Below are 23,329 nucleotides of genomic sequence, written 5' to 3'. Positions count from 1 at the left end.
ATGGTGAAAGTGTATGCCCCGGCCTCCAGCGCCAATATGAGCGTTGGCTTCGACGTGCTCGGGGCGGCGGTAACGCCGGTGGATGGCTCCCTGCTGGGCGACGTCGTCACGGTGGAGGCGGCCGACCGTTTTAGCCTGCATAACGTGGGACGCTTTGCGGACAAGCTGCCCCCGGAGCCGCGGGAAAATATTGTCTACCAGTGCTGGGAGCGTTTCTGCCAGGAGCTGAATAAAACCATTCCGGTGACCATGACGCTGGAAAAAAATATGCCGATTGGCTCGGGGTTAGGCTCCAGCGCCTGCTCCGTGGTCGCCGCGCTGGTGGCGATGAACGAGCACTGCGGCAAGCCGCTCAGCGATACGCGCCTGCTGGCGCTGATGGGCGAGCTGGAGGGGCGTATCTCCGGCAGCATTCATTACGATAACGTGGCCCCCTGTTTCCTCGGCGGCATGCAGCTGATGATCGAAGAGAACGGCATTATCAGCCAGCAGGTGCCAGGCTTTGATGAGTGGCTGTGGGTGCTGGCCTACCCGGGGATCAAGGTCTCCACGGCCGAGGCGCGGGCGATTCTACCCGCACAGTATCGCCGCCAGGACTGCATCGCCCACGGGCGGCATCTGGCCGGGTTTATTCATGCCTGCTACTCTCGTCAGCCGCAGCTGGCCGCAAAGCTGATGAAAGACGTGATTGCCGAGCCGTACCGTGCCCGCCTGCTGCCGGGCTTTAAAGAGGCGCGTCAGGCGGTGGCAGAGATTGGCGCGCTGGCGAGCGGTATCTCCGGATCGGGGCCGACGCTGTTCGCGCTCTGTGATAAGCCGGACACCGCGCAGCGCGTAGCAGACTGGCTGGGTAAACACTATCTGCAGAATCAGGAAGGCTTTGTTCATATTTGCCGGCTGGATACAGCGGGCGCACGCGTACTGGGATAATTAATGAAACTCTACAACCTTAAAGATCACAACGAGCAGGTCTCCTTTGCCCAGGCGGTTACGCAGGGGCTGGGTAAGCAGCAGGGGCTTTTCTTCCCGCACGATCTGCCCGAGTTCAACCTGACAGAAATCGACGAGATGCTGGAGCAGGATTTCGTCAGCCGTAGCGCAAAGATCCTCGCGGCCTTCATTGGGGATGAGATCCCGCAGGAGCTGCTGGAGGAGCGCGTGCGGACGGCCTTTACCTTCCCTGCGCCGGTGAGCAAGGTCGAGGATGACATCGGCTGCCTGGAGCTGTTCCACGGCCCGACGCTGGCGTTTAAAGACTTCGGCGGCCGCTTTATGGCGCAGATGCTGACCCACATCAGCGGCGATAAGCCGGTGACCATTCTCACCGCCACCTCCGGGGATACCGGCGCGGCCGTGGCTCATGCCTTCTACGGCCTGAAAAACGTGCGCGTGGTGATCCTCTATCCGCAGGGCAAAATCAGCCCGCTGCAGGAGAAGCTTTTCTGTACGCTGGGGGGCAACATCGAGACGGTCGCTATCGACGGCGACTTTGACGCCTGCCAGGCGCTGGTCAAGCAGGCCTTTGATGATGAAGAGCTGAAGCAGAAGCTGGGGCTGAACTCGGCGAACTCGATCAACATCAGCCGCCTGCTGGCGCAGATCTGCTACTACTTCGAGGCGGTGGCGCAGCTGCCGCAGGAGGCACGTAACCAGCTGGTGATCTCCGTACCGAGCGGTAACTTTGGCGATCTCACCGCTGGCCTGCTGGCAAAATCGCTGGGCCTGCCGGTGAAGCGCTTTATTGCTGCTACCAACGCCAACGACACCGTGCCGCGCTTCCTGCAAGCGGGGGAGTGGAGCCCGAACGCGACCCTGGCGACCCTCTCCAACGCCATGGACGTCAGCCAGCCGAACAACTGGCCACGCGTGGAGGAGCTGTTCCGCCGCAAAATCTGGCGTCTGAACGAACTGGGCTATGCTGCCATTGATGACGAGGTGACCAAAGCCACCATGCTGGAGCTGAAAGAGAAGGGATACCTCTCCGAGCCGCATGCGGCGGTGGCCTACCGCGCGCTGCGCGACCAATTGAATCCGGGCGAGTACGGCCTGTTCCTTGGCACCGCGCATCCGGCGAAGTTCAAAGAGAGCGTAGAGGCGATCCTTGGCGACACGCTGGATCTGCCTGCCGCACTGGCGGAGCGTGCGGATCTGCCGCTGCTCTCTCATAGCCTGCCGGCTGATTTTGCCGCCCTGCGCGAGCTGATGATGCAAAAAGCATAAAGCGTGTTGCTCACTCTGTAGGCCCGGTAAGGCGTCGCCGCCACCGGGCTTTTTTACGCCCAAATATGAAGAAAATGTGCAGGAATAGTGCAGAGAAAAAGCAGGAATTCCCAATAAATGCGGTAACTTACAGATTAGGATTGCAGAGAATAACAACTCGGTAACGGATTACGTAATCTCTTTACATCAGCCCACAACGGGCCAAAAAAGAAGTAAGGAGTTACCCATGTTGAAGCCTATTTTAAAACCTCTGTTCCTTGCCCTCTCCATGCTGACCATTGCTCCAATGGCGGCCCAGGCGGCAGAGTTAACCCTGCTGCCCTCAGTGAAACTGCAGATTGGCGATCGCGACAACAGTGGCAACTACTGGGACGGCGGCCACTGGCGTGACCACAGCTACTGGAAAAAACACTACGAGTGGCGGGAAAACCGCTGGCAGCCGCACCGTCCGGACCGTCGTGACTTTGATCGTCACGATAACGGCCGCCATCTGGGCCATGGCCCGGACCGTCACCACCACTAATTACGACGACGTCGCGGGCCGCTTAGCGCTCGCGACGCTTAAAGATCAGCTCGTTCTTTTTCGACGCCTCTTCATCAAAGGCGTAGCCATCCACATCAAACGCCTTGAGCTGCTCCGGCGTCGTCAGACGGTTTTCAATAATGTAGCGGCTCATTAGCCCGCGCGCTTTTTTGGCATAGAAACTGATCACCTTAAAAGCACCGTTTTTCTCATCAAGGAAGACCGGTTTCACGATCTCGCCAGCAAGCTGCTTCGGCTTCACCGCCCGGAAGTACTCATCCGACGCCAGGTTAACGATGATGTTATCGCCCTGGGCCGCCAGCGCTTCGTTGAGCGTTTGGGTAATGGTCTCACCCCAGAACTGATAGAGATCGCTGCCTCTGGAGTTTTGCAGGCGAATGCCCATCTCCAGACGGTAGGGCTGCATCAGATCGAGCGGGCGCAGCACGCCGTAGAGACCGGAGAGCATGCGCAGGTGCTGCTGGGCGAAGGTAAAATCGTCGTCGCTTAAAGTCTCGGCCTGCATACCGGCATAGACATCACCCTTAAAGGCCAGAATCGCCTGACGGGCATTATCGGGAGTAAAGTCCGGCTGCCAGTCGTGAAAACGGGTGGCGTTAAGATCGGCCAGCTTATCGCTAATGCCCATCAAGGTTTTGATTTGCGGCGCGGAGAGCTGACGGGCAACGTCAATCAGCTGCTGGGCGTGATCCAGCAGCACCGGCTGCGTATAGCGCTGGGTGGCCAGCGGGCTTTGATAATCCAGCGTCTTGGCCGGCGAGATTAGGATCAGCATGTCCACTCCTTAGGGAAAATTTGCGCAGACTTTAGCAAAAAACGGACTGTAGCAAAAAAATCGCCTGCGTTGATCGATAGTTGTGATTGCCATCTTAACGATCCGGCAGGTTATCCCACGCGCCTGGAGCCAGCTGACGTTGGATCTCCGGATAGCGCTGAGGATTAAACACCGGCCGCACCCCCAGCCTGCGCTGGCGCAGATAGTCATTGGCGATAATCCGCACCACCGGCGACAGCAGCAGGATGGCGCTGAGGTTGACAATCGTTATTAGCGCCATCATCACGTCCGCCAGCTGCCAAACCATCGGCAGGCTTAGCAGCGATCCGGTGATCACCATCAGCAGCGTACCGGTGCGCAGCAGCCAGAGGTTGCGTTTGCTGTGCAGGCGAAGAAAGATCAGATTGTTTTCGGCATAGATGTAGTTCACCACAATGGTAGTGAAGGCAAACAGCACGGTAATTACCGCGACGAACCCGGCGGCCCAGCTGCCGGTCAGGGAGACCATCGCCTGCTGTACTAGCTCAATGCCGTTTAGCGCGTCGTGCGCCGCCGCCTCGTCGGCCAGCAGGACGATGAGCGCGCTGGCGGTACAGACGATAATGGTATCGGTAAAGACGCCGATCATCTGGACGATCCCCTGGGCAGCCGGATGCGGAGGCCAGGAGGCCGCTGCCGCCGCTGCATTAGGCGTCGTGCCCATGCCCGCCTCGTTCGATAGCATGCCGCGTTGAAAGCCGCTGGTCAGCGCCTGGCTAACGGTGTAGCCGAGCGCACCTGCCGCCGCCTCGTGCCAGCCAAAGGCGCAGCGGAAGATGGCGTTGACGATGCCGGGGAGCTGCTCAACGTGCCAGGCGCTGATTAGCAGGCTGGCGAGCACCCACACCAGCGTCATGGCCGGAACCAGCCACTGCATAATGCGGGCGACGCCGCGAATGCCGAGCATAATCGCCAGCAGGGTGATGACAGCTAAAAGCACACCGCTCAGCAGCTCCGGTATCTCCCAGGCGTAGCGCAGAGCGTGGGCCATAGAGTTGGACTGGACGGTGTTGAAAATGAGACCGTAGACCAGCAGCAGGAAGAGGGCGAACACGATGCCCATCCAGCGCATGCCCAGGCCGCGGGTAATGTACCAGGCGGGGCCGCCGCGAAACTGGTTATGTTCGTCGCGCTCTTTATAGAGCTGCGCCAGCGCGCACTCGGCAAAGGCGGTGGCCATACCGATCAGCGCGGAGATCCACATCCAGAAGACCGCACCCGGCCCCCCGGCGGAGATCGCCAGCGCTACGCCCACCAGGTTGCCGCTGCCGACGCGCGCAGCGAGGCTGGTGCAGAGCGCCTGGAAAGAGGTTAGCCCGCCAGGCTGGGGTGTCACGCTGTTTTTCAAACTCTTGCCGACGTGGCGCAGATAGCGAAACTGAATAAATCCCGTGCGTACGGTAAACCAGATCCCTGCACCCATAAGCAGATAGATCATCACCGAGCCCCACAGTATTTCATTGATAAACAGGAAAAAATCTGGCATTCACATTCCTCTTGTTCATGCCGCTAAGCCAGTGTAAACGCTGCCATTTTCAGGCGGCGCAACGCGTCGTTGACCGAGTCTACCATACTCCAGGTTTGGGCACTGTCTGCGGTTGCGCTGACAGTGCGTCGTGATATCATCAGGGAAGACCGGTTACATCCCCCTAACAAGCTGTTTAAAGAGAAACACGATTATGACGGATAAATTGACCTCCCTGCGTCAGTTCACCACCGTGGTGGCCGACACCGGAGACATCGCGGCAATGAAGCTGTATCAGCCGCAGGATGCTACTACCAACCCTTCTCTGATCCTTAACGCAGCCCAGATCCCTGAATACCGCAAGCTGATTGACGACGCCGTGACCTGGGCAAAAAGCCAGAGCAGCGACCGCGCGCAGCAGATCGTTGACGCCTCCGACAAGCTGGCGGTGAACATCGGTCTGGAGATCCTGAAGTTGGTGCCGGGCCGCATCTCTACCGAAGTGGACGCGCGCCTCTCCTACGACACCGAAGGCTCCATTGCCAAAGCCAAGCGCCTGATCAAGCTCTACAACGACGCGGGCATCAGCAACGATCGCATTCTGATCAAGCTGGCCTCCACCTGGCAGGGCATTCGTGCCGCTGAGCAGCTGGAGAAAGAGGGCATCAACTGTAACCTGACCCTGCTGTTCTCCTTCGCCCAGGCGCGCGCCTGTGCTGAAGCGGGTGTGTTCCTGATTTCGCCGTTCGTGGGCCGTATCCTTGACTGGTACAAGTCCAACACCGATAAGAAAGAGTACGCGCCGGCAGAAGATCCGGGTGTCGTCTCTGTGACCGAAATCTACGAATACTACAAGCAGCACGGCTATGAAACCGTCGTGATGGGCGCAAGCTTCCGTAACGTCGGTGAGATCGTTGAGCTGGCAGGCTGCGACCGCCTGACCATCGCCCCTGCGCTGCTGAAAGAGCTGGCAGAGAGCGAAGGGACGGTAGAGCGTAAGCTCTCCTTCAGCGGTGAAGTGAAAGCACGTCCGGAGCGCATCACCGAAGCCGAGTTCCTGTGGGAACACAACCAGGATCCAATGGCAGTAGACAAGCTGGCGGACGGTATCCGCAAGTTTGCCGTTGACCAGGGTAAACTGGAAACAATGATCGGCGATCTGCTGTAATTCCTCTGCGTGGCCGGGCCTCCGGTCACGCTCCTGTTTTTCGATCCTGTCTGTTATTCCCCTCTGCGTGTATCATTCCCGTATCGATATTGTTTGAACGGAAATGCTATGAATACATTACGCATCGGCTTAGTCTCTGTCTCCGACCGCGCCTCCAGCGGTGTCTATCAGGATAAGGGTATTCCTGCCCTTGAAGCCTGGCTGGCCTCCGCCCTCGCGACCCCTTTTACCATCGAAACCCGTCTTATTCCGGACGAGCAGGCGATCATTGAGCAGACGCTGTGTGAGCTGGTGGATGAGATGAGCTGCCATCTGGTTCTGACCACCGGCGGCACGGGGCCAGCGCGCCGGGACGTCACGCCCGACGCGACGCTGGCGGTTGCCGATCGTGAGATGCCGGGCTTTGGCGAGCAGATGCGGCAGATCAGCCTGCACTTTGTACCCACCGCTATCCTGTCGCGCCAGGTGGGGGTGATCCGCAAGCAGGCGCTGATCCTCAATCTTCCCGGCCAGCCGAAGTCGATTCAGGAGACGCTGGAAGGGGTCAAAGAGACCGATGGAAAAGTCGTTGTGCCGGGTATCTTCGCAAGCGTACCTTATTGTTTACAGCTGCTTGAAGGGCCTTATGTGGAAACGAATCAGGATGTGGTAGCAGCTTTTCGACCCAAAAGCGCAAGACGCGAAACAATCTCCTGAAGAAATAACTTTTCTGGTATAAGCCATGTCGGGTATGGCGTGTTGATTTTTTTACGATATAGTAATTTTAACTTTACATATGCCGTAAAAAATAAACTCATCCACCTCTCTTCGCACATGGTTCGTTATGTCTGAAAAAACACGTCCTCTGAATCGCCAGGATTATAAAACGCTCTCGCTCGCTGCCCTTGGCGGCGCGCTGGAGTTTTATGATTTCATCATCTTCGTCTTCTTTGCTGCCGTCGTCGGGGCGCTCTTCTTCCCGGCGGATATTCCCGAGTGGCTGCGTCAGGTCCAGACCTTTGGCATCTTTGCCGCAGGCTATCTGGCGCGGCCGCTGGGCGGCATTATCATGGCGCACTTTGGCGATCTGGTCGGGCGGAAGAAGATGTTTACCCTGAGCATTCTGCTGATGGCGGTGCCGACTCTGGCAATTGGCCTGCTGCCCACCTACGCCTCTATCGGTATTGCTGCGCCGCTGCTCCTGCTGCTGATGCGTCTTTTACAGGGGGCGGCGATCGGCGGCGAGGTGCCGGGGGCATGGGTTTTTGTCGCTGAACATGTGCCAGCCCGGCGGATCGGCATCGCCTGCGGCACCCTGACGGCGGGCCTCACCGTGGGTATCCTGCTCGGATCGGTAGTGGCGACGGTAGTTAACCGCGCCATGACGCCGGAGATGCTGCACGATTTTGGCTGGCGTATTCCGTTCCTGCTCGGCGGCGCGTTTGGCCTGGTGGCGATGTACCTGCGCCGCTGGCTGCAGGAGACGCCGATCTTCCTTGAGATGCAGCAGCGTAAGGCCCTGGCCCAGGAGCTGCCGGTGAAGGCCGTGGTGGTGAAGCATAAGAAGGCGGTGGCGATCTCAATGCTGCTCACCTGGCTGCTCTCCGCCGGCATCGTGGTGGTGATCCTGATGTCGCCGGTGTGGCTGCAAAAGCAGTATGGACTTGCTCCGGCCCTGACCCTGCAGGCCAACAGTGTGGCGACCATTATGCTCTGCATTGGCTGCCTGCTGGCTGGGCTGGCGGCGGACCGCTTTGGGGCGAGCAGAACCTTTATCATCGGCAGCATTCTGCTGGCCTGCACCAGCGGCATCTTCTATCACTTTGCCGGGACGCACCCGGAACATCTCTCTCTGCTCTATGGCCTGGCGGGGCTGGGTGTCGGAGTAGTAGGGGCGGTGCCCTACGTCATGGTGCGGGCGTTCCCGGCAGAGGTACGCTTCACTGGTATCTCCTTCTCCTACAACGTCTCCTACGCCATCTTTGGCGGGCTGACGCCGATTGCGGTCACCCTGCTGATGGGCGTCTCGCCGCTGGCCCCGGCCTGGTACGTGCTGGCGCTGGCACTGGTGGGATTAGGATTAGGGATCTGGCTACGGCAGGATTTGAACCCGCAAGACGTTACGCCTCGCGCTGAATTGAATCAAACGTCTTTATAGTCTTCTGTTTGCTGCATTTTTTCCGAGTATCCTCGCAGGGTATCCGCCTCGTTCTGACAATGAACAGAATGAGGCGGATACTGGAAGCAGGTTGGACTTACAAGGAAAAAACATGGCAAGGATCTCGCCGTCTACACCGCACGACGCGGTGTTCAAACAATTTATGACGCACCCTGAGACAGCGCGCGACTTTCTGGAGATTCACCTTCCTCAGCATCTCTTAAAATTATGCGATCTCAAAACGTTACGCCTTGAATCGGGCAGCTTTATTGAGGAAAACTTGCAGGCACGTCATTCCGATGTGCTCTGGTCAGTGCAAACCCGTGATGGCAAGGGCTATATCTACGCTTTGCTTGAGCATCAGAGTACGCCTGACAAGCAGATGACATTCCGTCTTATGCGCTACGCGCTGGCAGCGATGCAGCGTCATCTGGATGCCGGGAACGAGAAATTACCGCTGGTGATCCCGATACTTTTCTACCATGGCAGCGTAAGTCCGTATCCTTTTCCGATGTGCTGGCTGGATGCATTCGAAAACCCTGCCCTGGCGCAGCAGCTTTACACCCAGGCGTTCCTCTTGGTCGATGTTACTGTCACTCCTGATGCTGACATCATGACGCATCGCAGAGTGGCGCTTCTTGAGTTTTTGCAGAAGCATATTCGTGCGCGGGATCTCATGGCATTTCATGAGCATTTGGCTTCCCTACTTTTGCAGGGCTACACTACCGGACAGCAGCTGAGGACAGTAATTCACTATCTTGTGCAGGCTGGAAATAGTGCCAATCATAGCGGGCTAATTCGTTTACTGGCGCAAAAGGCCCCGCAACATAAGGATATTCTAATGACTATTGCAGAACAGCTTAGGCAGGAAGGTCATGGGGAAGGGCTGCGTCAAGGCCGCAGCGAAGGTCGTAGCGAAGGCCGTCTTGAAGCTACCATTCGCATTGCGCAAGCTATGTTGAACCAGGGAATGGAGCGTGCGCAGATTATGCAGCTGACCGGCCTGGCTGAGGAGGCGCTTGACGCGCTGGCATGCTCCAGAATAAATAAATAATGCCCCAGCCTTAGCCGCCGGAGCATCCCTATATTAAAGCCTCTCGCCAATCGGCAGCACGGTGCGGCCATACTGCTCGTTGAGCACTTCACCCATTGCCAGGTAGATGGCGCTTGCGCCGCATACCAAACCGATCCAGCCTGCCACGTGAACGATACCTTCGTTATCCGCCAGGTGTCCAACGCAGAGCAGCGCAAACAGCACCGTCAGGCTCAGGAATACGAACTGCAGCATACGCGCACCTTTCAGCGTGCCGAAGAACATAAACAGGGTGAACACGCCCCAGATCCCCAGGTAGACGCCGAGGAAATGCGCGTTGGCGGCATCCGCCAGGCCCATTTTCGGCATAATGAGGATCGCCACTAGCGTGAGCCAGAAGGAGCCGTAGGAGGTAAAGGCGGTTAAGCCAAAGGTATTGCCTTTTTTATATTCCAGCAGCCCGGCAAAAATCTGTGCGATGCCGCCGTAGAAGATGCCCATCGCCAGGATAACGCCATCCAGCGGGAACATGCCAATATTGTGCAGGTTAAGCAGAATAGTGGTCATGCCGAAGCCCATTAAGCCCAGCGGAGCCGGATTAGCCAACGTAGTGTCGCCCATAAATCCCCAAAAAATCATCATAAAAATGGTGAAAGTAAAAGCCCCGCATCCAGATAGTGGAAGCGGGGCGCGGCATGATAATGAGCGGCATCAACTCTGTCTTTGATCTGTGCTAGATAATTGAAAAAAATACCTTGCAATCCGCAAATTAAGCTTCGGTTGTTGCGAATATCCGTCGCAGGCAGGCAACCTGCAGGACGGCAGGAATAGTGACCCGATAGGCGCTGCCACTCATGGCCTTAACGCTGTTAAACGCCGCCCCCACCGGGCCGCCAAGCCCGGCTCCACGCACCAGCCCGTGACCGATAACGCTGATAGCGGCATGAGTACGTAGTATGCGGGTCAGTTGGCTGGAGAGCAGATGGGAAACCCCCTTTGCCAACGCCGGATCTTCAAGCAACAGCGGCAGCAGCTCCTCAAGCTCAGAGACTTTCGCCTCAACGTCCTGCAGAAATGCCTGCTTCTGTTCGGCATCCATTTTCTGCCAGGCGTTACGCAGAAAATGCGCCAGTAAAGCCTGTTCAATTTCGACGGTCGTGTTCTCTTTATGCGCCTTGAGCTTAAGCCGTTTCGCCACGTCCAGCAGAATGGCGCGGTACAGTTTTCCATGGCCGCGCAGCCTGTTAGCGATGCTGTCGCCGCCGTAATGCTGTAACTCCCCGGCGATGAGCTGCCAGTTGCAGCGGTGCTGCTCCGGATGGCCCTCCATTGCCCTGAACAGCTCGTTATGCCGCAGGGTACTCGACAGGCGGGCCTTGCCCTTTTCGTTATGGGTAAGCAGGCGGGTCAGCTCGGCCAACTGCTCCTCGCTGCAATGCTGAAGAAAGTCCAGATCCTCGTCGTTTAGATATCTAATATCCATTGCCTTCTCTTTATTGGGTCAAATCGTCCTATGTTAGTCCCTATAATACCCCTGCAAAAACAAATATCATTCGTACAACCTTTTCTTTTTATTACATTATTTATGTAAATTGTTTGCTTGATTTAATTGTCGATGTGAATGTATTGCGGTGAAAAAGCGAGGCCGGCAAAAAAATTTTCTGTCTCTCCCCTTGATGCGTTGCGTTACGTCCCCATCTTGTAGTCAACCGAAGTGGTGAGTCTGAAAAAAAACAGTTTGGGGCAGTTGAAACCGCACGTTTCGCCCTTATTACAGATTCACAACCACATGATGAACAAATTTTTAGTGGAGACGTTTAGATGGGTAAAATTATTGGTATCGACCTGGGTACTACCAACTCTTGTGTAGCGATTATGGATGGCACCACTGCACGTGTGCTGGAGAACGCCGAAGGCGATCGCACCACGCCGTCAATCATTGCTTATACCCAGGACGGTGAAACTCTGGTGGGTCAACCGGCTAAACGTCAGGCAGTGACAAACCCGCAAAATACCCTGTTTGCGATTAAACGCCTGATTGGTCGCCGCTTCCAGGACGAAGAAGTGCAGCGTGATGAAGCCATCATGCCCTACAAAATTATCGGCGCTGACAACGGCGACGCATGGATCGACGTGAAGGGCCAGAAAATGGCACCGCCGCAGATCTCTGCTGAAGTGCTGAAGAAAATGAAGAAAACGGCTGAAGACTATCTGGGCGAACCGGTAACTGAAGCGGTTATCACCGTACCTGCCTACTTCAACGATGCTCAGCGTCAGGCAACGAAAGATGCCGGCCGTATCGCGGGTCTGGAAGTCAAACGTATCATCAACGAACCGACCGCTGCTGCGCTGGCCTACGGTCTGGATAAAGAAGTGGGTAACCGCACTATCGCCGTATACGACCTTGGCGGCGGTACCTTCGATATCTCTATTATCGAAATCGACGAAGTTGACGGTGAGAAGACCTTCGAAGTTCTGGCTACCAACGGTGATACCCACCTGGGTGGTGAAGACTTCGACAGCCGTATGATCAACTACCTCGTTGACGAGTTTAAGAAAGATCAGGGCATCGACCTGCGTAACGATCCGCTGGCCATGCAGCGCCTGAAAGAAGCCGCAGAGAAAGCAAAAATTGAGCTCTCCTCTGCGCAGCAGACCGACGTAAACCTGCCGTACATCACTGCAGACGCGACCGGTCCGAAACACATGAATATTAAAGTGACCCGTGCGAAACTGGAGAGCCTGGTAGAAGACCTGGTAAACCGTTCTATCGAGCCGCTGAAGGTTGCACTGCAGGATGCGGGCCTCTCTGTCTCTGACATTCAGGATGTTATCCTGGTCGGTGGCCAGACCCGTATGCCGATGGTACAGAAGAAAGTTGCTGAGTTCTTTGGTAAAGAGCCGCGTAAAGACGTTAACCCGGACGAAGCAGTGGCAATCGGTGCTGCGGTTCAGGGCGGCGTGCTGACCGGTGATGTGAAAGACGTTCTGCTGCTCGACGTGACTCCGCTCTCCCTGGGTATCGAAACCATGGGTGGCGTAATGACCGCGCTGATCAACAAGAACACCACCATCCCGACCAAGCACAGCCAGGTGTTCTCCACTGCGGAAGACAACCAGTCTGCGGTAACTATCCATGTGATTCAGGGTGAACGTAAACGTGCATCTGATAACAAATCACTGGGTCAGTTCAACCTCGACGGTATTAACCCGGCGCCGCGTGGCATGCCGCAGATCGAAGTCACCTTTGACATCGACGCCGACGGTATTCTGCACGTCTCCGCGAAAGACAAAAACAGCGGTAAAGAGCAGAAGATCACCATCAAAGCCTCTTCTGGCCTCAACGAAGATGAGATCCAGAAAATGGTTCAGGATGCGGAAGCCAACGCCGAGTCTGACCGTAAGTTTGAAGAGCTGGTTCAGACCCGTAACCAGGGCGATCATCTGCTGCACAGCACCCGTAAGCAGGTTACCGAAGCAGGCGATCAGCTGCCGGCTGACGACAAAACCGCTATCGAGTCTGCGCTGAGCGCGCTGGAAACCTCGCTGAAAGGCGAAGACAAAGCCGATATCGAAGCGAAAATGCAGGCGTTGGCGCAGGTTTCCCAGAAGCTGATGGAGATTGCGCAGCAGCAGCACGCCCAGCAGCAGGCAGGCGGCGCTGACGCTTCTGCGAACAACGCGAAAGACGACGACGTGGTCGACGCCGAGTTCGAAGAAGTTAAAGACAAAAAATAATCGCCCTGATGTAGGGTAGAAAACCAGCACGGGCGTAGAGGTTTCCTCTCCGCCCGTGCTCGCATGTTAGGGGCAGATAACCAAATGGCAAAGCAAGACTACTACGAGATTTTAGGCGTTCCGAAAAGTGCGGAAGAGCGTGAAATCAAAAAGGCCTATAAGCGTCTGGCAATGAAATATCACCCGGACCGCAACCAGGGCGATAAAGAGGCCGAAGCCAAATTTAAAGAGATTAAAGAAGCGTACGAAGTCCTGACCGACGCACAAAAACGTGCGGCTTACGATCAGTACGGTCATGCTGCGTTTGAGCAGGGCGGCATGGGCGGCGGCGGCGGCGGTTTTGGCGGCGGCGGCGCTGACTTTAGCGATATCTTTGGCGACGTGTTCGGCGATATCTTTGGCGGCGGTCGTGGTCGCCAGCGCGCAGCGCGTGGCGCTGACCTGCGCTACAACATGGAGCTGACGCTGGAAGAGGCCGTACGCGGCGTAACGAAAGAGATCCGCATTCCAACCCTCGAAGAGTGCGACATCTGCCACGGCAGCGGCGCGAAAGCCGGTACTCAGCCGCAGACCTGTCCGACCTGTCACGGCTCCGGCCAGGTGCAGATGCGCCAGGGCTTCTTTGCGGTACAGCAGACCTGTCCGCACTGTCAGGGCCGCGGTACGCTGATCAAGGATCCGTGCAACAAGTGCCACGGCCACGGCCGCGTTGAGAAGAGCAAAACCTTGTCGGTGAAGATCCCGGCAGGCGTCGATACCGGCGACCGTATTCGTCTCTCAGGCGAGGGCGAAGCGGGCGAACACGGTGCACCAGCAGGCGATCTGTACGTTCAGGTGCAGGTGAAGCAGCACCCGATTTTCGAGCGTGAAGGCAACAACCTCTACTGTGAAGTGCCGATCAACTTTGCCATGGCGGCGCTGGGCGGTGAGATTGAGGTTCCGACGCTGGACGGCCGCGTTAACCTGAAGGTGCCGAGCGAAACTCAGACCGGCAAGCTGTTCCGCATGCGCGGCAAGGGCGTGAAATCGGTACGCGGTGGCGCGCAGGGCGACCTGCTGTGCCGCGTGGTGGTTGAGACGCCGGTCGGCCTCAACGAGAAGCAGAAGCAGCTGCTGAAGGATCTTCAGGAGAGCTTCGGTGGTCCAACGGGCGAACATAACAGCCCGCGATCCAAGAGCTTTTTCGACGGCGTAAAGAAGTTCTTTGACGACCTGACGCGCTAAACGCTGGCATCTATATACATTAAAGCCTGGGATAATCCCAGGCTTTTTTTTGCCGTTTTTAAGTGGAGATAGCGATGTTATTGTCGGTATGAAAAATAGTTGTGATTACCCTAACGTGTAAAATAAATATCGAATTTATTTTATATAAAAATACTCTTCGCTTTATTAATAAATAAGTCGTTATCTTCCATAAAACAACATTTTTCGACACCTGGTATTTAGTAGTTACGCATTTTTATTATGTGGGATTTATATCACTATTCCGCACCACCGTTTCGCTAATATACGTTACCGCAGCAAATTGGTGTCCATAAAGGATATATTATAACTGTGGGGAATGCATTCAATGTCTTTAACGCGGAAAACATTTTGGGCTTGTATAGTATTTGCAACGCCCGTGCTATTTAGTCAATCGGCTTACGCTCTGGAGTATATAAATTCCTTCGGCTCAATTAATGCCGGATATGCTGACTGGAACAGCGGCTTTGTCAATGTACATCGAGGCGAAGTCTGGAAAGCCACTGCCGATTTCGGCGTTAATTTTCGCGAGGCGGAATTCTACTCCTTCATTGAAAGTAACGTTTTAAACCACTCCGTCGCTGGACGAAACCATACTGTTTCTGCCATGACGCATGTTCGTCTTTTTGACTCTGACTACACTTTCTTTGGCAAAATATATGGTCAGTGGGAAAACACCTGGGGAGACGATCTGGATATGTTTTATGGTCTGGGCTATCTCGGCTGGAGTGGTGATTGGGGGTTTTTTAAACCCTATATTGGATTACATAATCAATCCGGCGATTACGTCTCGCAGAAATATGGGCAAACCAGCGGCTGGAACGGTTACGTTGTAGGCTGGACCACGGCATATAATTTCTCATTATTTGATGAGAAGCTTGTCTTATCTGACTGGAATGAAGTTGAACTTGATCGGAATGATGCTTATGCCGAGCAGCAGTATGGTGATTACGGTCTTAACGGCGGTTTAACGCTGGCCTGGAAATTTTATCCTCGCTGGAAAGCGGCTATAACCTGGCGCTATTTCAAAAACAAATTAGGTTACGACGGGTTCGGGGATCAAATGATTTATATGGTTGGGTATGAGTTCTAATTTTAGGCAAAGGAGTTGAGATGAAAAGAACGATGGTTGCCAGTATGGTTGGATTAGCATTATGCGCGGGAAGTATATTATCGTCCGCACATGCCACAACAGATAAACGCCCTAATCTGGTTATTATTCTGGCAGATGATTTAGGTTATGGTGACCTTGCTACCTATGGTCATCAAATTGTGAAGACGCCAAATATCGATAAACTTGCGCAGGAGGGGGTGAAATTCACTGACTACTACGCACCAGCACCGCTATGTTCTCCTTCACGCGCGGGTCTGTTGACGGGACGAATGCCTTTCCGTACAGGCGTCCGTTCATGGATACCGGAGAACAAAAATGTGTCACTGGGGCGCAATGAGCTCACCATCGCCAACCTGCTGAAACAGCAGGGCTATGATACCGCCATGATGGGTAAACTGCATTTAAATGCGGGCGGCGATCGTACCGACCAGCCGCAGGCAAAAGACATGGGCTTTGACTATAGCCTCGTCAATCCTGCCGGGTTTGTATCGGATTCAACGCTGGATAATGCGAAAGAGCGTCCGCGCTATGGCGTTGTGCATCCAACGGGCTGGTTGCGTAACGGTAAACATATCGGGCGTGCAGACAAAATGAGCGGTGAGTTCGTCAGCTCTGAGGTCGTCAACTGGTTGGATAATAAGAAAGACGATAACCCCTTCTTCTTATACGTCGCCTTTACTGAAGTGCACAGCCCGCTGGCGTCGCCGAAAAAATATCTCGATATGTATTCGTCGTATATGAGCGAATATCAAAAACAGCATCCTGATCTGTTCTACGGTGACTGGGCCGATAAACCCTGGCGTGGCACCGGGGAGTACTATGCAAATATCAGCTACATGGATGCGCAGGTCGGCAAGGTACTCGACAAAATCAAAGCAATGGGGGAAGAAGATAATACCATCGTTATCTTTACCAGCGACAATGGTCCGGTTACGCGGGAAGCCCGAAAAGTGTATGAGCTAAATCTGGCCGGGGAAACGGACGGTTTACGTGGCCGCAAAGATAACCTTTGGGAAGGCGGGATCCGTGTCCCGGCCATCATCAAATACGGGAAGCATATTCCGCAGGGAACGGTAACCGATACGCCTGCTTACGGCCTCGATTGGCTGCCAACCCTGGCTAACCTGATGAACTTTACGCTGCCTTCCGATCGTACCTACGACGGTCAGTCGCTGGTGCCGCTGCTGGAGAAGAAAACCCTGACCCGGCAAAAACCGCTGATCTTCGGTATCGATATGCCTTTCCAGGACGATCCGACGGATGAGTGGGCGATTCGGGATGGCGACTGGAAGATGATTATCGATCGGGAAAATAAACCCAAATATCTCTATAACCTGAAAACTGACCGCTATGAAACGCTTAATCAGATTGGCAAACAGCCTGATATTGAGAAGCAGTTGTATAGCAAGTTCCTGAAGTACAAAACCGATATTGACCATGACTCACTGATGAAAGCCCGGGGGGATAAGCCAACGCCTGTGACCTGGGGCTAACAGAATAACAATAAGAAACAAAGAGTATGCCACTTAGGGCGATGCCCGCCTGGTTCGGTACGGTTGTACTGAACCAGGTTCTTTTATTTCAGAGGTCATACATAATGAGCAAAAAAAGTTGTCAGGTTATGGTGAAGCCGACAGGGTCGGTGTGTAATCTTGATTGCCGATACTGTTTCTATCTTGAAAAAGAGAAGCTCTATCCTGAACGGAAAAACCATTATCGGATGTCTGAGAATACGCTTGAACTGTTTATTCAACAGCATATTGCCGCTCAGGATGTTGATGAAGTAATTTTTGCATGGCAGGGCGGAGAGCCTACGCTGATGGGAATACCATTTTATCAAAAAGCAGTGGCGTTGCAGCAGCGTTACGCTAACGGAAAAAATATCGTTAATACCTTCCAGACGAACGGCACGCTGATTGACAGTGAGTGGGCGCATTTTTTCAAGCAGCAGCAGTTTCTGGTCGGCGTATCGATTGACGGTGATGCTGCCCTGCATGATGAATGGCGCGTGACGCGAGCAGGAAAGCCGACGCATGCACGCGTTGAGCAGGCGATTCAGTGCCTGGTGGAGCATGATGTCGAGTTCAATACGCTTACGGTAATCAACCAGAGCAATATGCATCATCCGAAGCGAATTTATGAGTACCTCCGATCGCTGGGTAGTCGCTATATGCAATTTATCCCGCTTGTAGAGAGGCAAAGTGATAATGGCAGCTCAATGCTAGCCCATCCGCGAGAGGGTAAGGTCAATATGATGCCATGGTCAGTTGATGCTAAGCAGTTCGGCTATTTTCTGAACGCAATCTTTGATATCTGGATCCGAGAGGATATCGGTGAGATTGGTATTCAGCTGTTTGAGCAGACGCTGGCGGCCTGGTGCGGTCTCCCGCCTCAAGTCTGTGTTTTTGCACCGGAGTGTGGAAGTGCCTTTGCGATGGAAATGAACGGAGACATCTATAACTGCGATCACTTTGTCTACCCGGAATATAAGCTGGGAAATATTTATGACAGGACATTGCGTGAGATGAATTCAAGTGAACAAAATCAGTGCTTTGGCAGCGATAAAATGCGATCGATGGCGCAGGAGTGCCATTCTTGTCAATGGAAATTTGCCTGTTACGGAGGCTGCCCTAAGCATCGGTTTTTGCCATCAGCATCAGGTCAGTTAAATAAAAACTATCTCTGCGCAAGCTATAAAGCTTTTTTCTCGCATACGGCTCCGCTTATGCGCGTAATGAAAACGCTTTATGAAAATAATATCCCCCCAGCGGAGATTAGGACGGTATTGGTTTAAACGCTGTTCACCGAGGAACATATGTTCGCAAATATTAATGTGGATTGCTGTAAAACGTTGGGTTGTAAAAATTTCGGCATCCTCAATAGCCCGGACTATATTATACAGGATAAGAATGTACTCTGCCGGGAGTGTGGTTTTTTATTTCCTGTTATCTCAGCCACCTCGTTAAACCTTTTTCGCCAGAGCGCTAACCGGCCGTGGCAGGGGTTGGTAAAGCAATGTCCGCGCTGTGGTGGGCAATCGTTGAAAAAATATGGCTTCTCTTCACTTGGCCACCGTCGAATCTACTGCTGCCAATGTCATCGAACATTCATCGCGCCGGAGGAACAAAAGAGGGATCATCGGCAGATGGCGCTTCCTGGCCTGATACAGGAGGGAGCTTCTCTGGCCGACATTCGTAAACTACTTGATCTGGACAGTACAGGCCTCTGCCGGGCATTAAGAAAATTATCCCGATATGCTAACCAACATGAGCGGCAATGGGCATTTACTGCTTTTGATATTATGCTCAGTACGCGAGCGTTTTATGTCAATTTTAACGGCGGCGATAGCCGATTGTATGTATTAGTCACCGCAGAGGAGCAGAGCGGCAGCGTGGTGGCTATTACGACAAATTACTCTGCACATCCGGTAGAAAAGGAATATCAATATATCTCACGATATGAGGAGCGGCTTCCCCCCGGAACGCTGGCGCATCTGGTTCAGCGTAAAGAGTCGATAACAATGCGTCGCCAAAGCCTTTTTGATGTGGATTATGGTCCTGCGACATTGAATAAAAACGATCCCGGTATGCTGGTGAAGCCGGTATTGCCCGCCTACAGGCATTTTGAGTTAGTCCGGGCGCTGACGGACGAGCGCTCACTGAATGTTCAACACTACATCGATCACGAATGCTTTATCTTAGGTGGGTGCATGATGGCAAACCTGGCTTATGTGCAGCAAGGGCGGAGCCATATCTCTTTTGTACGGGAGCGTGGAACGCCACCACCTCAACATGCCATGCCGCCGCGCCTGTTCATGAGTGGGGGGATCCGCAATAACGTCTGGCGAACTTTCTCAACGCGTGACTACGCGATGGCGGTGTGCAATCTTACGGAGAATAAAAAAACAAGCGCGCAGCGCTATGCCACGCTCAATGGCGTCACCCAGTTTATTAGCTATCTGCATGCGCATCCTTTTTTAGCACAGCTTAATCGCTTATCACCTGCCAACGTGACGGCTACCCTGGAATTTCTGAAGTATGAATATAACCAGGCCCTTAAGGTGTAATTTTACAACATCAATTATTGCTACGAATTGATTTCTTTTTGCGAGCAGAGCAGGGCGGCACTGGTGTATTAATTTTTCTGGTTGCAATTCTACCTGAAAAATAAACATGCTGGAGTCCTATTATGAAACGTTCTGTTATTCAAAACTATACCCTTCCTGCGCCTCGCCCCGCTGTAAACCAGGGGATCGATCGTAATAATGCGATGGTTATTAGCCATGCGGCTATTTATCAGGATAGCCTTGCGCAGATTACAAAAAATAATACGTTGGATAATGCTCTTATTATTTTCAACCCTTATGGCACCGCCCCTTTAAGTGCCTATGCCGGGATATGGAGCAGTGAAAACCGCGAAATCACGTTGCATATTCAGGATGTAGCCAAAACTGCCGTCCTGACCGAACAGGTCGTCACGCTTAGCGTGGGCGCAAATCTGGTACCGATTCTCGGCCTTGTAGCTGACAGTGAAAACGAGATCGTCTTTCTTTCTGACGGTGTGGAAATTGCCTCTTATGCCATTACAACTCAGCCGTTGCCAGCAACAGACTCTGCTGATGTCACATTGGGGTTCCCTATTATCAGCGTGACTCAGCCGGTAACGGATGCAGCAAAAATGGCCCCCGGTTACTACTTCATTACCCATTTCGATCGATATAACTATGCGCTGGACCAAAATGGGATTGTACGCTGGTACGTGACGAAAGATTTTCCTTCTTACAACCTGGTGCGTATTGATAACGGCCACTTTCTTGCGACTTCGGAAGCAAATAACACCTATCTGAGCATGTATGAGTTTGACATGATGGGGCGTTTGTATGCCTTCTATGTACTGGACAATCAGTTTCATCACTCCATCTGGCAGTGGGACAGCAGTACGATTGTGGCTCCATCGGAATATACCGCGGGTCGTCCGGATGCATTACACACTAATGAGGATGGCGTTTCCGTTGTCGATCTGACAACGGGGCTGGAGATTACCTACTATGACCTGGCGAAAATTCTCGATCCGCAGCGCGAGTCACGACCGTCAGGTACAGCTCCAGGCGAAGATCCGACGGTAAAAGACTGGTTGCATATTAACCAAAGCTACGTTAATGAGACCAATAATCTTCTCATCGCTTCTGGTCGGCATCAGAGCGCAGTCTTTGGCATCGATCTGGAAACTGAGGCGCTACGATTCATTATGTCCACCCACGAAGAGTGGAATGAGGCATTACAGCCTTATCTACTGACGCCGGTTGATAATGATGGAGTACCGCTTTATGACTTCAATAATCCCGAAGATGTGGATGCCGCGAACCGTGATTTCTGGACGTGGGGCCAGCATAACGTTATTGAAATTCCAAATGAGAAGCCGGATATCGTTGAGTTTATGGTCTTTGATAACGGTAATTTTCGCTCACGTGACGACAGTAAAAGCCTGCTGCCACCGGACAACTACAGCCAAATTGTCCATTTCATCATCGACCTGAAAAACATGACCATTACGCGTCCTTTTGCGTACGGTAAGGAGCTTGGCTCACGAGGCTACAGCAGCTGCGTCAGTGCGAAGGAGATCCTCTCAAACGGTAATATCGTGGTGCACTTTGGAGACTGTACCTTTGATGAAAATGGTCGGGCGGTTTCGTGCCAGCCGGGGGATAGCGATCTTGTCGATCCGCAGGAAGGCAGTGAGGTAATGGGAAACCTGCTGTTACAGGAGATAGAACCCTCTACCAAATCGGTGCTTTTCGAAGCGACAATGACGTCGGGCTATTACAAAAATGAAGCCACCGGTGGGGAAGGGTATCGCTACGATATTACCAGCTTCCGCGTCTACAAAATGGCGCTCTATGCGTAAATCGCACCGCTAAGCTCTTTCTGATTGTTCTCCAGGCCCGATATCCGTTCGGGCTTTTTCATTATTTCTGTCCCCTGGCGATCCAGACGGTTAAACTGTTTCAGACGATTAGTAAATTATACAGAAGGAGCCGTTGTGAAACATTTGCGCCGCTTTATCAACAGCGATGCGTCCGGGGGTGTGACGCTCATCGTTGCCGCTCTGCTGGCGATGCTTTGCGCCAATCTTGGTGCCACTAAAGAGATTTATAATACTTTCCTCGAGCTGCCCGTGCAGTTTAGGGCCGGGCCGCTCGACATCAATAAAAACATGCTGCTGTTTATTAACGATGCGCTGATGGCCGTCTTCTTCCTGCTGGTCGGCCTTGAGGTGAAGCGCGAACTGGTGCAGGGCGCGCTGGCTAGCCGCCATCAGGCGATGTTCCCGGTCATTGCTGCCCTGGGCGGCATGGTTGTTCCGGCGCTCATTTTCCTGCTGTTTAACGCTCACGATCCGGTGGTCAGCCATGGCTGGGCGATCCCTACCGCGACCGATATCGCCTTTGCGCTGGGCGTGCTGGCGCTGCTGGGTAGCCGTATTCCACCCGCGCTGAAGATCTTTCTGATGGCGCTGGCGATTATCGATGACCTGGGTGCGATCATTATTATCGCGCTGTTCTACACCAGCGAGCTGTCAATGGTGTCGCTGGGCGTCGCCGCGCTGGCGGTTGTAGTGCTGGCGATAATGAACGCTCTTAACGTGCGCCGCACCGGCCTCTATATTCTGGTTGGCCTGGTGCTCTGGACCGCGGTACTGAAGTCGGGCGTGCACGCCACCATCGCCGGGGTGATCCTTGGGTTCTTTATCCCACTGACGAAAGAAGAGGGCGTATCACCTTCCCGCCAGCTGGAGCATGTGCTTCATCCGTGGGTAGGCTGGCTGATCCTGCCGCTGTTTGCCTTTGCCAACGCAGGGGTACCATTACAGGGCGTAACGCTGAGCGGGCTGGCCTCAATGCTGCCGCTGGGGATTATTGCCGGGCTGCTTATTGGTAAGCCACTGGGTATTACCCTCTTTACCTGGCTGGCGCTACGAATGAAGCTGGCGAAACTGCCCCATGGTACGGCATTCAATCAGATCATGGCCGTTGGCGTGCTGTGCGGCATCGGCTTTACGATGTCTATCTTCATCACTAACCTGGCGTTTGATGGTATCGATCCCGAGCTGGTGGACTGGGCGAAGCTGGGCATCCTGACCGGTTCGCTGCTGTCGGCGGTCATTGGCTATGTACTGCTGCGGGTACGTTTTAGAGACGCCGCAGCATAGCGCAGACGTAAAAAAACCCGCCTTAGCGGGTTTTTTTAACAAAGCTCAACAGGTGGGCGATTAAGCCATTTTGTTGATCTGCGCGGTCAGGTTAGCCTTATGGCGCGCTGCTTTGTTTTTGTGGACCAGACCTTTAGCGGCCTGACGATCCACGATCGGTTGCATTTCGTTAAATGCTTTCTGTGCAGCTGCTTTGTCGCCAGCTTCAATCGCTGCGTATACTTTCTTGATGAAAGTACGCATCATAGAGCGACGGCTTGCGTTGTGCTTGCGTGCCTTTTCAGACTGAACGGCGCGCTTCTTAGCTGATTTGATATTAGCCAAGGTCCAACTCCCAAATATGATCTATGTGGACAATTCAAAGGCCGAGGAATATGCCCTTTCAGCCTTCTTTTGTCAATGGATTTGTGCAAATAAGCGGCGCTACGTTGCGACGCTCGTTACGTGTGATGGCGCAAGATTCTACCAGCTTGCTGGTCATGAATACAGCCTTTCTACGACAAAAATCGCTGTGAAACACGAGTTTTTCTTAATGCGGGCCGACAGCGCGATGAAATCCCTCGTGCTTTCTGTTTTACGAAGCCAATCGCCGGTTAACCTTAAACGCTGTACAAGGTATACTCGGACGATTTTCACTGTTTTGAG

Annotated in this window: 20 protein-coding genes and 1 pseudogene; 16 read left to right on the top strand and 5 right to left on the bottom strand. The window is 53.8% G+C overall.

Annotation, left to right across the window (positions count from 1 at the left end; translation table 11 throughout):
- The 3 genes from thrB to RTP97_RS08610 all read left to right on the top strand — a co-directional run bounded on the left by thrB (position 1) and on the right by RTP97_RS08610 (position 2,743).
- Positions 1-930: a homoserine kinase gene (gene thrB / locus RTP97_RS08620; protein WP_312412662.1), complete on the top strand. Its 930-nt coding sequence runs from the start codon at positions 1-3 to the stop codon at positions 928-930.
- 3 nt (positions 931-933) lie between these two features.
- The gene (gene thrC / locus RTP97_RS08615) at positions 934-2,220 is read left to right on the top strand and encodes a threonine synthase (protein WP_312412659.1); all 1,287 of its coding nucleotides are present in this window, start codon (positions 934-936) and stop codon (positions 2,218-2,220) included.
- 226 nt (positions 2,221-2,446) lie between these two features.
- Entirely contained in the window at positions 2,447-2,743 is a 297-nt protein-coding gene (locus RTP97_RS08610; RefSeq protein ID WP_312412656.1) for a DUF2502 domain-containing protein, read from the top strand.
- A 22-nt stretch (positions 2,744-2,765) separates the two neighbouring features.
- On the opposite strand, the gene yaaA is transcribed toward RTP97_RS08610, so the two are convergent.
- Together yaaA and RTP97_RS08600 are read right to left on the bottom strand one after the other, a co-directional pair.
- Entirely contained in the window at positions 2,766-3,539 is a 774-nt protein-coding gene (gene yaaA, locus RTP97_RS08605) for a peroxide stress protein YaaA (RefSeq protein WP_312412654.1), read from the bottom strand.
- Between the two features lie 94 nt (positions 3,540-3,633).
- A complete protein-coding gene (locus tag RTP97_RS08600; RefSeq protein ID WP_312412652.1) occupies positions 3,634-5,064 on the bottom strand; it encodes a sodium:alanine symporter family protein in 1,431 nt (476 codons plus the stop codon).
- A gap of 193 nt (positions 5,065-5,257) precedes the next feature.
- Between RTP97_RS08600 and tal the strand changes: the two genes are divergently transcribed.
- From tal to RTP97_RS08580, 4 genes are all read left to right on the top strand, one after another.
- On the top strand, positions 5,258-6,211 hold the full coding sequence (gene tal / locus RTP97_RS08595; RefSeq protein ID WP_312412650.1) for a transaldolase: 954 nt from the start codon (positions 5,258-5,260) through the stop codon (positions 6,209-6,211).
- A gap of 108 nt (positions 6,212-6,319) precedes the next feature.
- Entirely contained in the window at positions 6,320-6,907 is a 588-nt protein-coding gene (mog, locus tag RTP97_RS08590) for a molybdopterin adenylyltransferase (RefSeq protein ID WP_312412647.1), read from the top strand.
- Positions 6,908-7,034: 127 nt separating this feature from the next.
- Positions 7,035-8,348, top strand: a complete 1,314-nt coding sequence (locus RTP97_RS08585) for an MFS transporter (RefSeq protein WP_312412645.1) — start codon at positions 7,035-7,037, stop codon at positions 8,346-8,348.
- A gap of 112 nt (positions 8,349-8,460) precedes the next feature.
- A complete protein-coding gene (locus RTP97_RS08580; RefSeq protein ID WP_312412643.1) occupies positions 8,461-9,402 on the top strand; it encodes an Rpn family recombination-promoting nuclease/putative transposase in 942 nt (313 codons plus the stop codon).
- A 33-nt stretch (positions 9,403-9,435) separates the two neighbouring features.
- Here RTP97_RS08580 and satP read toward each other — a convergent pair whose 3' ends face one another.
- Entirely contained in the window at positions 9,436-10,002 is a 567-nt protein-coding gene (gene satP / locus RTP97_RS08575; RefSeq protein ID WP_312412640.1) for an acetate uptake transporter, read from the bottom strand.
- 148 nt (positions 10,003-10,150) lie between these two features.
- The gene (msyB, locus tag RTP97_RS08570; RefSeq protein WP_312412637.1) at positions 10,151-10,864 is read right to left on the bottom strand and encodes an acidic protein MsyB; all 714 of its coding nucleotides are present in this window, start codon (positions 10,862-10,864) and stop codon (positions 10,151-10,153) included.
- 338 nt (positions 10,865-11,202) lie between these two features.
- Between msyB and dnaK the strand changes: the two genes are divergently transcribed.
- The 8 genes from dnaK to nhaA all read left to right on the top strand — a co-directional run bounded on the left by dnaK (position 11,203) and on the right by nhaA (position 22,684).
- Positions 11,203-13,119 (top strand): molecular chaperone DnaK, encoded by a 1,917-nt coding sequence (dnaK, locus tag RTP97_RS08565; RefSeq protein WP_312412636.1) that lies wholly within the window; start codon positions 11,203-11,205, stop codon positions 13,117-13,119.
- A gap of 84 nt (positions 13,120-13,203) precedes the next feature.
- Positions 13,204-14,343, top strand: a complete 1,140-nt coding sequence (gene dnaJ, locus RTP97_RS08560; RefSeq protein ID WP_312412634.1) for a molecular chaperone DnaJ — start codon at positions 13,204-13,206, stop codon at positions 14,341-14,343.
- 346 nt (positions 14,344-14,689) lie between these two features.
- Entirely contained in the window at positions 14,690-15,454 is a 765-nt protein-coding gene (locus RTP97_RS08555) for an outer membrane protein OmpK (protein WP_312412632.1), read from the top strand.
- A 20-nt stretch (positions 15,455-15,474) separates the two neighbouring features.
- Positions 15,475-16,968 (top strand): sulfatase-like hydrolase/transferase, encoded by a 1,494-nt coding sequence (locus RTP97_RS08550; RefSeq protein WP_312412630.1) that lies wholly within the window; start codon positions 15,475-15,477, stop codon positions 16,966-16,968.
- A 101-nt stretch (positions 16,969-17,069) separates the two neighbouring features.
- Positions 17,070-18,269, top strand: coding sequence for an anaerobic sulfatase maturase (locus RTP97_RS08545; RefSeq protein WP_312412720.1), 1,200 nt, complete (start codon positions 17,070-17,072; stop codon positions 18,267-18,269).
- 21 nt (positions 18,270-18,290) lie between these two features.
- Entirely contained in the window at positions 18,291-19,541 is a 1,251-nt protein-coding gene (locus RTP97_RS08540) for a cytoplasmic protein (protein ID WP_312412628.1), read from the top strand.
- Between the two features lie 122 nt (positions 19,542-19,663).
- The gene (locus RTP97_RS08535; protein ID WP_312412626.1) at positions 19,664-21,379 is read left to right on the top strand and encodes an aryl-sulfate sulfotransferase; all 1,716 of its coding nucleotides are present in this window, start codon (positions 19,664-19,666) and stop codon (positions 21,377-21,379) included.
- A gap of 135 nt (positions 21,380-21,514) precedes the next feature.
- The gene (gene nhaA / locus RTP97_RS08530) at positions 21,515-22,684 is read left to right on the top strand and encodes a Na+/H+ antiporter NhaA (protein ID WP_312412625.1); all 1,170 of its coding nucleotides are present in this window, start codon (positions 21,515-21,517) and stop codon (positions 22,682-22,684) included.
- A 60-nt stretch (positions 22,685-22,744) separates the two neighbouring features.
- Here nhaA and rpsT read toward each other — a convergent pair whose 3' ends face one another.
- The gene (gene rpsT / locus RTP97_RS08525) at positions 22,745-23,008 is read right to left on the bottom strand and encodes a 30S ribosomal protein S20 (RefSeq protein ID WP_312227933.1); all 264 of its coding nucleotides are present in this window, start codon (positions 23,006-23,008) and stop codon (positions 22,745-22,747) included.
- Positions 23,009-23,087: 79 nt separating this feature from the next.
- Here rpsT and RTP97_RS08520 point away from each other — a divergent pair.
- A pseudogene (locus RTP97_RS08520) lies at positions 23,088-23,328 on the top strand (DUF2575 domain-containing protein).
- Position 23,329 lies beyond the last annotated feature (1 nt).

Source organism: Pseudescherichia sp., from assembly GCF_031998825.1.
GTDB lineage: Bacteria > Pseudomonadota > Gammaproteobacteria > Enterobacterales > Enterobacteriaceae > Pseudescherichia.
This window is presented reverse-complemented; position numbering and strand designations above follow the sequence as displayed.